Below are 14,365 nucleotides of genomic sequence, written 5' to 3'. Positions count from 1 at the left end.
AGATGACGGCGCCACGCATCATGACCGACTACAAGACCTTGATCGACGCCGAGACCTGGGCCTTCATCGAGAAGACCAACTCCTACTATCCGCCTGACACGATCGACTACACGATCGTCCAGCAGCGCGCGATATACGACCGGATGTGCCGCGAGTTCTTTGCCGGCTATCCGCAAGGCGTGACCGCGGAGACGACAGCCGCCGCCAACGGCATTCCGGTGCGTATCTATCGCAACGCGAAACCGAACAAAGCTGCGGCCGTGCTCTATTTCCATGGCGGCGGCTTCATCCTCGGTGGGTTGGACAGCCATGACGATGTCTGCGCCGAACTCTGCGCCCGCACAGGCTTCGAAGTGGTCTCGGTCGATTACCGGCTGGCGCCGGAGCATCTGCATCCGGCCGCCTTCGACGACGCGATGGGCGCCTTCGAATGGGCCTCCAGGACCTATGACAGCGCGATCGTGCTTTGCGGCGACAGCGCCGGTGGCAATCTCTGCGCCGCGGTCGCTCACGCCACGCGCGGCCATGTGACGAAGCCGGCCGGCCAGATGCTGATTTATCCCGGCCTCGGCGGCGACCACTCAAAGGGCTCCTATGTGACTCATGCCGAGGCGCCGATGCTGACGGTGCGCGACCTCGACTTCTACAGGCATATCCGCACCGGCGGCGTCGACCGGACCGGCGACATCACGCTCTATCCCCTCGCCGACGCCGATTTCGCCAACCTGCCGCCGACGGTGCTGATCACCGCCCAGTGCGACCCGCTGTCGTCCGATGGCGAGGCCTATCGCGATCGTGTCGTCGCGGCCGGCGGGCGCGCCGCCTGGTTCGAGGAACCGGGGCTGGTGCACGGTTATCTCAGGGCACGCCACATGGTCGGCCGCGCGCGGACGAGCTTCACCCGCATCGTCGACGCGGTTGCGGTGCTCGGCCGAGGCGACTGGATCTGGTGACGCCTCCGGCAACCGAGCGCGCATCGACTTTCCTCGAATGAACCTTTCCATGCCGGCCAGCGACTGACGGCCAGGCGCCGCGATGGTGCGGCCCGGAAAGGGAGACCCCATGACCAGAAACCCAGAGACTCCACGGTCTCCGGGAGCAACGGGAGTCCGGCGCGATCACCGCCTTCGGGAAGGGGTCGACGCACTGGGCTTCCGGCTGATTCCGTTGACCCTGTCCAGGAGCAGGCGTATCGTCAGGCAGAGGAAAGCAGACAATTCGATCGGGGAAGAACGTGCCGCAACGCCGCGCCTTGCCCTGGTTGGCGCGGTAAGGCGGGACATTCCTTCCAGCGGCTTCGGGGGGAGTTCAATGTCTTGCTCGTTCTTGACCACGCGCGCGTCCCGTTTGCGCCGCGCTATCAAGGCAACCAGCGGAATTCTTGCTTTGGCGTTGAGCACCGGCGTCTGGTTCGGCAGCACCGCCCAGGCGCAGGAAACCCGGATCATCTATCCGGGCTCGATGGCGGTGACCGGCTTCCCCGGCACGACAATCCCCGGTTTCGATCAAGGCCTGCCGCCGGGCGTCGACCCGATCGACGAGACCTTCATCGACACATCCCGCGCATCCTTGCGCATCTTCGACGTCTCCAACCTCGGCGGTCCGGCCTCGGGCCAGCTGGTCAACACGCCGCCGCCCTTCGAAGTGACCGCCGGGCAGATCGGCGAGGTGTTCGGCCTCACCTATGACGACGGCGTGCGCGATGGCGTGCCGTCGGGCATCCCCAATCTCTATGCGGCCGCGACCTCGCTGCATGGCATCGAGATCGTCACACCGGACGCCGACAATGACGGGCGTCCGGAGCGGCAGCGTCGCGGCGCCGCGGGCGCTGCCTTCATGGACGGTCAGTTCGGCACCGAGAATGGCGGCGGTCCGGGCACGATCTGGAAGATAGACGGCATCTCCGGCGCCGTCTCGAAATTCGCCGATATCGACACCAACAGCGGGCCGGGCATCGGCAACCTCGCCTTCGACCCGATCCATCGCCAGTTCTTCGCCTCCGATCTCGACACCGGCCTAATCCACCGCATCAATGCCAACGGCCATCTGATCGACACGTTCGACCATGGCGTTGCGGGGCGCCCGGCGCATGGGCTTGCCCCGGTCGCCGACGATGGCGCCGTCATGGATATCCAGGGCGCCGCCTTCGACACCGAAAACCCCGAGACCTGGGGCTACACGCAGGACGAGCGCCGCGTCTGGGCGGTCTCCTATCACGGCGGCCGGCTCTATTATTCGGTCGGCGAGAAATCCGAGATCTGGTCGGTCGGCATCGCGCGCGACGGCTCGTTCGCCGGCGACCCGCGCTGGGAACTGACCGTCAAGGCCGACAAGGACTACGCCGTCACCGACATCGCCTTCGACAACAAGGGCTTCATGTATCTCGCCCAGCGCGGCCCAGTCGAAAATCGCTACGATTACAGCCGCTTCGCCGATTCCGGCAAAGGCGAGCTGATCCGTTACTGGCGTGAGGATCCGGACGACCCGGCGACGGAATCCGTCTGGGTGGAAGTGCCGCAGGAATATGCGGTCGGCTTCCCGCAAGGCAACCGTCAGTCGGCCGGCGGCGTCGATCTGCAGTATGGCTATGACGCCGCAGGCAATCTCGACACCAGCGTGTGCACCGACACCGTCGTCAACACCGGCGACAAGTTGCGCGACAATCCCGAGCTTGCCGAGCGGCTCGCCGCCGGCGGGCCGCTTGCCGTGCATGGCGTGCAATTGACGCCGAGCGCGCTGGTCAAGCCGGCAAACGTGCCGCCCTTCGGCTCGTGGTTCGTCGATTTCGACGGCTATTTCGAAGACCCGGAGGTCGAAGGCCATGTCGGCGACGTTCGGGTCTGGCGCCCCTGCGAGGGTCGGGCCGGCTATTATGAGGAACTCCCCGGCGGCTATCTGCCTCCGTTCTATCCGCCGGATTTCCCGCCGCCCGGTAATCTGCCGCCCTGCGTGGACGTCGAGGACGTGCACTACTACTGCACGCCGCGCGGACTCCGGGCCGACCTCACTCTCCATGATCATGCCGGCTTTGGCGGCGATTCGATCAAGGCGCAGTCCAGGACGCCTGGCGTCGGGGTGACAACCCCCATGTCTCATGTCCCGGGCAAGCCCTACGCGGTCGACATCACCGGCCACAATCCTGGCGACACCGTCAATGTCGGGCTCTGCTTCTATCGCAAGTCCGACCAGGACAAGGGCGGCTACTACCCTTGCTGCAAGATGACGCTGCCGCTCAGAACGCCAGCCGTTAGTTGCGAACGTTGAGGAGGGCCAGATGAGCAATCCCGCCCCTTCCCGCCTCGCTTCGCGCGAAACGAAAACCGTCATGGAGACGATCATGAAACCCCTGTCATACGCCAGGCGCGGCGCGCGCTGGCTTATGGCGGCCGGTATCGCGGTCGCCATGATGCCGGCAATGCCGGCGCTTGCCGAAGACACCGGGCCGGCCAAGCTCACCGAAGTCACCGGGCCGGAACCCAGGCTCGACCTGGACAATCCGCGCGTGGTCAATCCCGAACCCGGCCGCATCGTACCCTTCTTCACCAAGACGGGCGGCCAGCGAAGCTGCGACTACGTCTACTACACCTTGAATTTCGGCCTGCGCGGCAATGCGCAAGCCTTCGCCAATCCGGCCTTGGTCAACGCGTTGAAGAACGCCAGGATCGACTTCAAGGACCAGCTTCCGCATGGGCTGAAGATCGTCAACGTGAATGTGACCGGCGACGGCACCGACGCTGGCGGCGGACCGCTGCCGGTGGCAACCATCAGCAGCTCGGCCAATCCCGACGATACGGCGACGGTTTCCGACTTCCGGATTTCCGCCACCGACCTCGACGGCTCGGGCGCGCCGAACGAACGCGTCATCACCTTCCGGATCCTTGCCAAGATCGACCAGGCGGCGTTTCCCGCGCCGGCCAATGTCGACAACCAGGGCCTGATCAAGGTGACGGTCGGGGCCGGCACAGGGACCATCATCCCCTCGCAGGACCCGGGCAAGCCGGATGACGGCAACATGCTCACCGGCGAAAAGACGACGGTGCGCATCGACGTCACCAAGTGCAACCCGCCGCCTCCGCCTCCCGGCAAGGAATGCTTCAAGGTCGAACGCGGCACGGTCGACTGCGTGCCCGGCGGCGGAGCCTTCATCTATCACATGCCGGTCGGTCCCGAGATGGGCGGCAAATGGGTGCAGGTGTCGACGACGACGCCCGGCATCACCATCGTCCCCGACATGCAGAAAGTGCCGGTCGGCGGCGGCGTGCTGAACTGGAAGATCATCGGCGCCTCGCCCGGCGAGGCCATCCACCTCATCGTCACCGGCATCGAGGGTTACGCCGGACCGAAGGAAGGCTGGGGGCTGTGCTGCACGCAGGTGATCGACATCTTCATCCCGCGCGACCTCAGATGCCCTCCGAAGGACAAAGAGCCGGACCTCAAGGTCGAGAAGCATGCCGACGTGCCGCGTTGCACGATGGCCGGCGGCTGCGACTTCACCATTATGGTAACCAATGTCGGCGACGCGCCCTATAACGGCAAGATCGTGCTCGACGAGGTCACGCTGCCGGCAGGCTCCGTGCTGACCTCCGGACCGAATGCGCCATGGGTCTGCGTGCCCGGCACGACACCGATGACCTGCACCTATCCTGTGACGACGCTCAATCCCGGCGCCTCGGTCAACCTGAAGCTCGGCTTCAAGCCGGCGGGCGGCTGGCAGGGCAGCGTGCTGCGCAACTGCGCCGCCTATGACTATGATGCCAGCGGCAAGCCGCTGTTCGGCAGCCAACAGAACGACCGCGGCTGCGCCTCGATCCCGATCTGCCGCCGTGGCGACCGCGATCCGCAGTGCAACCCGCCGGTCGAAAAGAAGGTCGACCTGATCCTGAAGAAGCGTGCCCGCATCCCGGTCTGCACACCGGATGGCGTCTGCACCTTCGTCATCGACATCATCAACAACGGCACCAACACCTATAATGGGCCGCTGACGGTGATCGACACCTACCCCGGCGGCGCGCCGGCCTCGTCGACCTTCGGGCCGAGCCCGCCATGGAGTTGCGGACCGAACGGCCCCGGACAGTTCCGCTGCGACAATGCCGGCATCTCGCTGCCTCCTGGCGCCTCGACGCCGATCGTGGTCAAGGCGGTGATGCCGGCCGACTACCGGGAGGATAGTGTCGAGAACTGCGCCGAGGTGAAAGCCATTCCCGGCGAGGTCGACCTCGCCAACAACAAGGCCTGCGCGACCGAGCGCTTCCGCCATCCGAATGGCGGCCAGCCCGGCCTGCGCATCACCAAGGAATGCGGCGGCGATCGGCTCGTGCGCGCCGGAATGGTTTCCTGCCGCATCACCGTCACCAATGCCGGCACCGCCGCCCCCACCGGGCCGGTGCGGGTCAACGACGCCGCAACTCTGGTGTCCGGGGGCGCTGCGGTGCAAATCCAGACCGTCGCCCCTGACGGCGCGGAGTGGAACTGCGGACCGGTGCCGGCCAACACGCTGTCGTGCCAGATTCCAGGCGCCGTAATGACGCCCGGTACCTCCAGGCACTTCGACGTGACGGTAAGCGGCAATGGCGCGTTCGAGAACTGCGCGCGCGGCAGCTTCGGGCCGGCGCCGGGCGACGACATCGTCTACCCGATCGGCCGGGCTTGCGCGAAGGGCGGCGGCCCTTCCACCATCCGCGTCGAGAAGACCGGCGATGCCGAGTGCCAGCCCGGCCAGCCATGCTCGTTCGAGATCACCATCACGAATGACGGGCCGAATCCCTTCTCCGGTCCGGTCCGCATCGGCGATGCGATCGGCGTGGAAGGCCTCGGCCGGCTGGAAGGCGTTCAGATCACCTCGATCGATCCGCCGTTCGGCTGCTCGCCGGAGCCGACGACGCTTCCGGCATCCTGCATCGCGGACCTGATGCTCGGGGCCGGCGAAAGCCACACCCACCACGTCACCGTGATCCTTCCCGAGGGCGGGCGTCTTGCCAGCCTGCAGGGAACGGTCAACGGACAGAACTGCGTCGGTGTACTGCCCCCGAACACGCCGGTGCAGGGCGGCGGCGAGGTGCTGTCAGGCGACCTGACGATCAGCCGGAGCGATCGCGGCAAGGCCTATGCGTGCCACCCCTTCACCATCAGGCATGAGGTGAAGAACCAGTGCTCGTTCGGGCTGGTGATGAACTCGGCCGGCCGGTGCGTCTGCCCCGAAGGCACCACCTTCCGCAACGGCCAATGCACAGGCGGCGGCACCAAGCTCCTGCCGCTGCCCGTGCCGCCGCGCTGTGTCCTGCTTCAGGGCCAGATCCGGACAGAAGACGGACGCTGTGTCTGCCCGCGCGGCACGGCGTTGGAAAACGGCAAGTGCGTTCAGGGCGGACAGCCACAGGAGCCGCAATGCACGCTGCGTCCCGGCCAGTACCGCGACCAGGACGGCAACTGCGTGTGCCGCCGTGGCGAACTGGTGAATGGCGTGTGCCAGGTCATTCCGCCGAAATGCACGGTGCGCGGCGCCGTGCCGACTTCGGACGGCAACGGCTGCACTTGCCCGGACGGCACGCATCTCGATCGGGTGGCCAAAGCCTGCGTGCCGGACAAGCAACCGCCCGTTCAGTGCCGCATCCGGGGCCAGTCCCGCAATGCCGATGGCGAATGCGTCTGCCCAACCCGTACGGAAGTCCGTGACGGCGCCTGCCGGCCGATCGTGTCGAGGCAATGCCCGATCCGGGGCCAGGTGCGCGACGCCAATGGCAACTGCGCCTGCCCGGACGGACAGGAGGTGCAGGGCAAAGCCTGCAGGCCGCCAAAGCCGAGCCAGGAACAGTGCTCCATCCGCGGCCAGGTCCACAACAAGAGGGGCGACTGCGTCTGCCCCCGCGGGACCGAAATCCGCGACGGCGCCTGCCGCAAGCCCCAGCAGGAATGCGCGCCGGGCTCGCGCGTTGTGAACGGCCAGTGCCAGCCGATACTGACCAAACGGCGCTGCCCGGTAGGCACGACGGGACGGTTCCCTGACTGCACGCCGATCCGCCAGCGGCCGGGCGTCGAGATCAACCCCGGCATCCTGCTCAACCCGAACCTGCTGCAGCAACTGGTGCCGCAGCGCCAGCCGAGGCGCGTCCCGCAGGATCCGGCGGGCGCCGACATCCAGAACTTCAAGCCGTAATCGTTGCGGCTGATGACCAGGCCCGCCGGAGCGATCCGGCGGGCCTTCTTTTCCACATCAAAGAATGGCCCACGGCAGGCGCGCAAATGCGCCTGTCAAAACATGCTTCCCCTAGGCCGGATCATGGTCTACGCAGTCGCCCTGACAGGCGCGGACACGCGCAGGACTGCCAGGAGAAGTGCGCCATGACCAAGAAGACCCTGATCGCGCCATCGGTGCTGGCATCGGATTTTTCGAAGCTGGGCGACGAGGTCGAGGCCGTCGCGGCGGCCGGCGCCGACTGGATCCATCTCGACGTGATGGATGGCCATTTCGTACCCAACATCACATTCGGCCCGCCGGTGATCAAGGCGATCCGCAATCGAACCAAGGCCTTCTTCGACTGCCACCTGATGATCGCGCCGGCCGATCCTTACCTGGCTGCCTTCGCCGAGGCCGGCTGCGACGGCATGACGGTGCACGCCGAGGCCGGGCCGCATCTCGACCGCTCGCTGCAGACCATTAGGACCCTCGGCAAGAAGGCCGGCGTCTCGCTCAATCCGGCGACGCCGGAAGCGGCGATCGAATATGTGCTCGACCGGCTCGACCTGATCCTGATCATGACCGTCAATCCGGGCTTCGGCGGGCAGGCATTCATCCCGGCGATCGTCGACAAGGTGAAACGGGTGAAGGCGCTGATCGGCAGCCGGCCGATCCATATCGAGATCGACGGCGGCGTCTCGGCCGAGACGGCGCCGCTGGTGACGGCGGCTGGCGCCGATGTGCTGGTGGCCGGCGCCGCCGTCTTCAAGGGGGGCAGCGTCGAGGCCTACAGGGCGAATATCGAAGCAATCCGGACGGCTGCCGACAAGGCAGCCGGTTGAATAGACAACTACCCGCTTCCCGCGCGGCTCGCAGAGCCGCGGCGTCTAATTGAACGACTGTCAAGTGTAGGATGCGGTGCACAAACAGCATTCTCTTTGTCGAAATTTGCTTCAAACTCTAAAATCTAACAGCATTATCTTCCGCTTAAGCCGCCATTGCCCGGCCGAAGGATATATATGTAAGGAAGATTGCTTGACCGGCTGGCCCTGGCAAAGCAAAGGCACGATCTTGGCGAGCACCGCATCATCGCCGAGCGAACCCTTGATGGCGATGCCGATGGCGCCGTCGAGAGACTTCTCAACCATTGCCGCCTCATCGCGGCCGGTGCATGGAACGCTTCGCGCAGGGCTATGGTCCCAGGGGTCGGCAAGATAACCCGCAGCCGCAGATAGCTGACGGAAAGGCTGCGCGGTTCCCTGCAATCGCGCTCGCCGGTTTACGCAATTGCGGACGGAGGGCTATGGCGAACTCCCAAGCCCGACCGTTGCGCGGCTTTCCTGGAATTGCGCTCTCTCTGTCTCACGCAATTGCGGACGGAAAACCGCGCGCGGTTTTCCTGGAATTGCTCCGGCCGCCAAATCTGGTATTCGCTCTGGCGGCGCAACGCTTGTGCCATCGGGCCCTTGGTGCCTTGAGGACATTCCATGACCAACCATTTGTTCAATGCTTTCCGTTCCCATATGCCGGCGCCCGACCGGTTGCTGATGGAAACGGATGACGGCCGTTCCATCACCTATGGCGACATGCTGGCAAAATCGGCGCAACTGGCGCATGCGCTGGTGCAGGGCGGCGTCGAACCTGGCGACCGCGTCGCCGTCCAGGTCGAGAAAAGCCCCGAGGCCGCGCTGCTCTATCTCGCTTGCTTGCGCGCCGGCGCGGTCTTCCTGCCGCTCAACACCGCCTACACGCTGCCAGAGCTCGACTATTTCTTCCGCGACGCCGAGCCGCGGCTGATCGTGTGCGATCCGGACCGTCTTTCCGGGGTCGAGCCCCTTGCCGCGTCGGTCGGCGCCTCGGTGCTCACGCTCGGCCGCGACGGGCAGGGAACGCTGGCCAGCCAGGCTTCACGGCAGGCGACGGAGTTCAGCGATGTCGCGCGCGGACCGGACGATCTTGCCGCCATCCTCTACACGTCCGGCACGACCGGCCGCTCCAAGGGCGCGATGCTCAGCCACGAGAACCTTGCCTCGAACGCGCGCGTGCTCGTCGACCAGTGGCGCTTCAGCGCCGATGATGTGCTGATCCACGCGCTGCCGATCTTCCACACGCACGGCCTGTTCGTCGCGACCAACGTCATCCTGATGGCCGGCGCCAGGATGCTGTTCGAGCAGAAGTTCGACCCGGCGCGCGTCCTGTCGCTGATGCCACGCGCGACGGCCTTGATGGGCGTGCCGACCTTCTATGTGCGGCTGTTGCAGCAGGAGGGGCTGACGCGCGAGGCGACGAAGACGATGCGGGTCTTCATTTCCGGCTCGGCGCCATTGCTGGCCGAGACGCACAAGGCCTGGCGCGAGCGCACCGGCCACGCCATCCTCGAACGCTACGGCATGACCGAGACCAACATGAACACGTCCAATCCCTATGACGGCGAGCGGCGCGCCGGCACGGTCGGTTTCCCCCTGCCAGGCGTCTCGCTACGCATCACGGATCCCGAGGATGGCCGGCCGCTCAGGCAGGGCGAAATCGGCATGATCGAGGTGAAGGGGCCGAACGTCTTTGCCGGCTATTGGCGCATGCCGGAGAAGACCAGGGCCGAATTCCGCGACGACGGCTTCTTCATCACCGGCGATCTCGGCCTGCTTGACGCGGACGGCTATGTCCACATCGTCGGGCGCGGCAAGGATCTGATCATCTCGGGCGGCTACAACGTCTATCCGAAGGAGATCGAGGGCGAGATCGACGCGCTCGACGGCGTCAGCGAAAGCGCGGTGATCGGCGTCGCGCATCCGGATTTCGGCGAAGGCGTCACCGCGATCGTGGTTCGCAAGCCGGGCTCGGCGATAAGCGCCGCCGACATTGCCGGCGCCATCGCCGGACGGCTGGCGAAATACAAGCATCCCAAGCAGGTGATCTTCGTCGACGAACTGCCGCGCAACACGATGGGCAAAGTGCAGAAAAACGTTCTGCGCGACACGTACAAGGATATCTACACGGCGAAATAGCGCCGGCTAACAATTATCGGGGTGTAAGGCGTCCGGGTTGGCCAAGCCGCCCATTGCCTCGTCATTACAGGGAGCAGCAAGGAGCGCAGCGACGCGAGGGCCTATTTCCCAAAGACCTTCTTGCCGCCGATCCAGACCTTCCTGACATCCAGGTCCTCAGACAGGCCGACAATGTCGGCGGCCGTGCCGTTGGCGAACCGCCCAAGCCGGTGCGCCTGGCCGATCGCCTCGGCCGGATAGAGCGAGGCCATGCGCAAGGCCTCGTCGAGATCGAGCCCAATGACGCGATGGACGAAGCGGATGGCGGAAATCATGTCGAGGTCGGCGCCGGCCAGCGTGCCGTCGGCGAGCCTGAGGCTGCCGTCCTTGCGGTAGACGGTGCGGCCGTTGAGCGTGAATGACGTCATGTCGGTGCCGATCGTCGCCATGGCGTCGGTGACCAGCACGATCCTGCCCGGCCCCTGCTTGCCGCGCAGCGCGAGGGTCATCGTTGCAGGGTGGACATGGATGCCGTCGGCGATGATGCCGGCGTACAAGCCGCCGCTGTCGATCGCCGTGCCTGCCAGGCCCGGCTCGCGGTTGCCGATCTGGCTCATGGCGTTGAACAGATGCGTGACCACGGTGGCGCCGACGGCGGCGAAGGCGCTGGCGGTCGCGTAATTTGTGTCGGTATGGCCGAGGCTCACGATGACGCCGGCCTTGGCCAGCGCGGTGACCCGCGCCGGCTCGACCGATTCCGGAGCGATCGTGATGAGCAGGACCGGCAGATCCCGGCGCGCGGCGATTAGCGCCGCCTGGTCGGCATCGGTCATCGGCCGGATCAGCGCCGGATCATGCGCGCCCTTGCGGGCCATGGAGAGATGCGGCCCTTCCAGATGCAGGCCGAGGAAGCCAGGCACCTTTTCGCGGGCAGCCTCGGCGCCGGCGGCGATGGTGGCGGCGGTGATCGCCGGCGTGTCCGTGATCAGCGTCACCAGCAACGCCGTGGTGCCGAAAGGCGCATGTGCCCGGCAGATGGTTTCGATCGAGGCGACATCGGGATGGTCGTTGAGCATGACACCGCCGCCGCCATTGACCTGGATGTCGACGAATCCCGGCACCAGCAGGCCGCCGGTCTCGATGGCCGGAACCCCGGATGGAATGGCACCTGCGGGCAGGATGGCCTCGACCACATCGCCATTAACGACAAGGGCGGCGTTGTCGTGCCAGTCGGCGCCGTCGAAGATGCGGCCGCCGACGAGTGCGAAGCGGTCGCTCATACTGTCTCCGTGACCTTGCGCAAGTTGCGCGGCGTATCAGGATCGAGACCGCGATGGCGCGCGAAGGCCTCGACGAAGCCGTAGAAGGACACGATCAGCGGCAGCGGATCGGTCAGGGGATGGCCTGTGGCGACATGCGGCAGGAGCCTCGCGGCCTTCGCCTTGTCGGACGTGATGAAGGCGGCGGCGCCCTTGGCGGCCAGGCCGTCGGCCGCCGCGGCGACCGACGGCTCGGACGCATCGCGCGCGGCAAGCGCCAGAACCGGGAAACCCGGTCCGACCAGCGCCAGCGGCCCGTGCATGACCTCGGCGGCGCTATAGGCCTCGGCATGCATGGCGCAGGTTTCCTTGAATTTCAGCGCCGCTTCGCTGGCGATCGCGAAGGACGGGCCGCGGCCGAGGATGAACAGCGACTGCGGATTTTCCAGCGCCGCTGCGAGCGCCATCCAGTCGCAGGCGATCGCCTTCTCGAAATGTTCGGGCAGGCCGGCGAGCGCCTTAAGCAACGGCTGGTCATCGGTGGCATGCGCCATCAGCGCCAAGCCGGCGACGGCGGAATTGACGAAGGTCTTGGTGGCCGCGACCGAGCGTTCCGGCCCTGCCAGAATATCGATGGCATGATCGGAGGCGCGTGCCAGCGGCGAGTCGGCCGTATTGGTGATGGCGACGGTGAGCGCGCCGCCGGCCCGCGCCGTCTCGGCCATGGCCACGATGTCGGGACTCTTGCCGGACTGCGAGATCGCCAAGCAGGCCGAGCCGCGCAGCCTGAGCTTCGCGCCGTAGATCGAAGCGATCGACGGTCCGACGGAGGCGACCGCAAGGCCCGCGGTCAGTTCGACGGCGTATTTCATGAAGGTCGCGGCGTGATCCGACGAGCCGCGCGCCACAGTGACGACGAATTGCGGATCACGCTCGCGCAGGCCGCGACCGGCCTCGGCCAGCGCCGAAGCCGAGCCGTCGAGAAGGCGGGCGGTGGCCTGCGGGATCTCATCGATCTCGCGCCGCATATGGGTTGCATTGGCGCTCATGGCCGGATCTCCTCTCCCGGCCCGGTCAGCCGGAGTTCCGCGACGAAATCATAGGCGTCGCCCCTGTAGACCGAGCGGGTGAACTCGATCACCTTGCCGCTCGCCAGATAGGAAATGCGCTCGATCTGCAGACCGGCAATTCCCGGGAGCACTTCGAGGAGGCGCGCATCCGCATCGCCGAGATTGGTGGCCGAGATGCGCTGGACGGCGCGCACCGGGCGATTGCCGGTCGTCCCCAGCGCCGCGTAGAGCGAGGAGCCGACCGCCTCGGGATCCGGCAGCACGCTGGCCGAGAGCGATGCGCGCTCGATCGCCAGCGGCGTTTCGTTGGCGATGCGCAGGCGCGCGACGCGCGCCACCAGTTCGGTCGAGGACAGGCCCAGCACCATCGTCTCGTCCGGCGACGGCGCGTAGAGCCCGCGGTCGAGCCAGACGGAGCGCACGCTCATGCCGCGGCGCGCCATGTCCTCCGTGAAGGAGGTCAGCCTCGACAGCGATTGCTCGACGCGTTCCATGCGCGGCGCAACGAAGGTGCCCGAGCCGTGGCGCTGGACGAGGATGCCCCCCTTGACCAGGTCCTGCACCGCCTTGCGCACGGTGACGCGCGAGATATCGGCCTTGCTGGCGATGTCGCGCTCGGACGGCAACGCGTCGCCGGGGCCGATCAGGCCGCGATTGACCGCTTCCTCGATGCTTTTCCTCAGTTGCAGATAGAGCGGCGCGCCGCTCTGCGAGGATTCTTTCAACATGGCGAAGATCTGGTCGGCGGCGCTCATCGCGGCGCCTCCGGCAACATGGCGAAGATCTGGTCGGCGGCGCTCATCGCGCGCCCTCCGATTTGCCGGCAAAGATTCGCACCGCCATCTGCACGGCACCACCGAGCGCATCATCGAGCGGAGCCTTCAGCAGCGCCTGATAACGCGCCGACAGGCGCGGCGCGTAAAGCGGCGCCAGGCCGCCGAGCAAGCAGAGCGGGGCATCGTCGGCGAGGTCTAGCGCGCCGAGCGAGGCCTCGACATCGGCCACCGCCTTGTCGAGGATCCAGTTGGCGACAAGGTCGCCCTTCCCTGCATGTTCGAAGACCTTAGGCGCGAAGCCGCCGAAATCGCCCGGCTTGGCATTGGTGGTGAATTCGACCACGTCTTCCGGATTGTTGCGGAAGACGGCAAGCATCGCGTCCGTCAGGGGCGAACCGGGGCGGATGCCGTCATAGGCGAGCAGCGTCTGCTCCAGCAGGTCGCGGCCGATGCGGGCGCCGCTGCCTTGATCGCCGACCTGGAAGCCCCAGCCGCCGATGGCGCGCGACTTGCCGTTCTTGCGCGCCATATAGGCGGTGCCGGTGCCCAGGATGGCCATGGCGCCGTCACCCGAACCGACCGCGCCCTCGAGCGCGATCTCGGCGTCGGTTTCGACACGACTCTTGCTGAAGGGCAGGATAGCCTCGAGTTGCTGCCGGTAGGTGCCGACATTGGCTCCGGCAAGGCCGAGAATGGCAGGCGTTTGCGAAATCAGAGTCCGGATCCGCGCCGGCGGCAAGGAAAGCCTGCCTGGCGGCCTCGACGATGTTGGCGCGGGCGCCGGCGAGGTCGGTGCGGATGTTGGCTGCGCCGCTCCTGGCGCGGCCGAGGACAACGCCGTCGACGGTCGCAAGGGCCGCCCTGCAGCTGGTGCCGCCGCCATCGATGCCAAGCACGAATTTCACGCGATTTTCTCCTCGGCCGGGATAATACCAATAAAATACCAATAGCCAAGGATTAATTTCGGTTCAAAAAAGATTAAGACGTATTTGATTGAAAAACCACGGTAATTTGCCTGAAGGCTAGTTCTGCAGCCCGAAATTCGTTAATGCGTGTGGACAAGTGGTATTTTTTTGGTATTGTTTGCTCAGTTGGAGGAAAA

Annotated in this window: 9 protein-coding genes and 1 pseudogene; 5 read left to right on the top strand and 5 right to left on the bottom strand. The window is 66.1% G+C overall.

All coding sequences use genetic code 11. The features are described from left to right. The first annotated feature begins 20 nt into the window (after positions 1 to 20). The 4 genes from ACR64R_RS24100 to rpe all read left to right on the top strand — a co-directional run bounded on the left by ACR64R_RS24100 (position 21) and on the right by rpe (position 8,016). Positions 21 to 953: an alpha/beta hydrolase gene (locus ACR64R_RS24100; protein ID WP_487362536.1), complete on the top strand. Its 933-nt coding sequence runs from the start codon at positions 21 to 23 to the stop codon at positions 951 to 953. A gap of 82 nt (positions 954 to 1,035) precedes the next feature. After that, positions 1,036 to 3,264: a hypothetical protein gene (locus ACR64R_RS24095; protein ID WP_487358747.1), complete on the top strand. Its 2,229-nt coding sequence runs from the start codon at positions 1,036 to 1,038 to the stop codon at positions 3,262 to 3,264. 10 nt (positions 3,265 to 3,274) lie between these two features. Beyond that, on the top strand, positions 3,275 to 7,153 hold the full coding sequence (locus ACR64R_RS24090; RefSeq protein WP_487358746.1) for a DUF7929 domain-containing protein: 3,879 nt from the start codon (positions 3,275 to 3,277) through the stop codon (positions 7,151 to 7,153). A gap of 185 nt (positions 7,154 to 7,338) precedes the next feature. Next, positions 7,339 to 8,016 carry a ribulose-phosphate 3-epimerase gene (gene rpe, locus ACR64R_RS24085; protein WP_487358745.1) on the top strand — a complete coding sequence of 226 codons (678 nt, stop codon included), beginning with the start codon at positions 7,339 to 7,341 and terminating at the stop codon, positions 8,014 to 8,016. A 111-nt stretch (positions 8,017 to 8,127) separates the two neighbouring features. Here rpe and ACR64R_RS24080 read toward each other — a convergent pair whose 3' ends face one another. Continuing rightward, a complete protein-coding gene (locus tag ACR64R_RS24080; RefSeq protein WP_487358744.1) occupies positions 8,128 to 8,322 on the bottom strand; it encodes a hypothetical protein in 195 nt (64 codons plus the stop codon). A 339-nt stretch (positions 8,323 to 8,661) separates the two neighbouring features. On the opposite strand from ACR64R_RS24080, the gene ACR64R_RS24075 reads away from it, so the two are divergent. Beyond that, positions 8,662 to 10,179 (top strand): malonate--CoA ligase, encoded by a 1,518-nt coding sequence (locus tag ACR64R_RS24075; RefSeq protein ID WP_487358743.1) that lies wholly within the window; start codon positions 8,662 to 8,664, stop codon positions 10,177 to 10,179. Between the two features lie 101 nt (positions 10,180 to 10,280). Here ACR64R_RS24075 and nagA read toward each other — a convergent pair whose 3' ends face one another. The 4 genes and pseudogenes from nagA to ACR64R_RS24055 form a co-directional block, all read right to left on the bottom strand. Further along, a complete protein-coding gene (gene nagA, locus ACR64R_RS24070; RefSeq protein ID WP_487358742.1) occupies positions 10,281 to 11,438 on the bottom strand; it encodes an N-acetylglucosamine-6-phosphate deacetylase in 1,158 nt (385 codons plus the stop codon). Next, a complete protein-coding gene (locus ACR64R_RS24065) occupies positions 11,435 to 12,466 on the bottom strand; it encodes an SIS domain-containing protein (RefSeq protein ID WP_487358741.1) in 1,032 nt (343 codons plus the stop codon). Before ACR64R_RS24065 ends, nagA begins: the two co-directional genes overlap by 4 nt. Continuing rightward, positions 12,463 to 13,242, bottom strand: a complete 780-nt coding sequence (locus ACR64R_RS24060; RefSeq protein WP_487358740.1) for a GntR family transcriptional regulator — start codon at positions 13,240 to 13,242, stop codon at positions 12,463 to 12,465. Before ACR64R_RS24060 ends, ACR64R_RS24065 begins: the two co-directional genes overlap by 4 nt. A 43-nt stretch (positions 13,243 to 13,285) precedes the next feature. Next, positions 13,286 to 14,168 (bottom strand): annotated as a pseudogene (locus ACR64R_RS24055) (glucosamine kinase nucleotide-binding domain-containing protein). Positions 14,169 to 14,365: the final 197 nt, after the last annotated feature.

The organism is Mesorhizobium sp. MC2-1-1 (assembly GCF_057597255.1).
Note: the sequence above shows the minus strand (reverse complement) of the source record. Positions and strands in the feature narration are given on the sequence as shown.

Excerpts from the sequence above, each read along its gene's own strand:
- ACR64R_RS24100 (WP_487362536.1), top strand. The coding sequence starts at position 21 with ATGACCGACTACAAGACCTTGATCGACGCCGAGACCTGGGCCTTCATC.
- ACR64R_RS24095 (WP_487358747.1), top strand. The coding sequence starts at position 1,036 with ATGGTGCGGCCCGGAAAGGGAGACCCCATGACCAGAAACCCAGAGACT.
- ACR64R_RS24090 (WP_487358746.1), top strand. The coding sequence starts at position 3,275 with ATGAGCAATCCCGCCCCTTCCCGCCTCGCTTCGCGCGAAACGAAAACC.
- rpe (WP_487358745.1), top strand. The coding sequence starts at position 7,339 with ATGACCAAGAAGACCCTGATCGCGCCATCGGTGCTGGCATCGGATTTT.
- ACR64R_RS24080 (WP_487358744.1), bottom strand. The coding sequence starts at position 8,322 with ATGGTTGAGAAGTCTCTCGACGGCGCCATCGGCATCGCCATCAAGGGT.
- ACR64R_RS24075 (WP_487358743.1), top strand. The coding sequence starts at position 8,662 with ATGACCAACCATTTGTTCAATGCTTTCCGTTCCCATATGCCGGCGCCC.
- nagA (WP_487358742.1), bottom strand. The coding sequence starts at position 11,438 with ATGAGCGACCGCTTCGCACTCGTCGGCGGCCGCATCTTCGACGGCGCC.
- ACR64R_RS24065 (WP_487358741.1), bottom strand. The coding sequence starts at position 12,466 with ATGAGCGCCAATGCAACCCATATGCGGCGCGAGATCGATGAGATCCCG.
- ACR64R_RS24060 (WP_487358740.1), bottom strand. The coding sequence starts at position 13,242 with ATGAGCGCCGCCGACCAGATCTTCGCCATGTTGAAAGAATCCTCGCAG.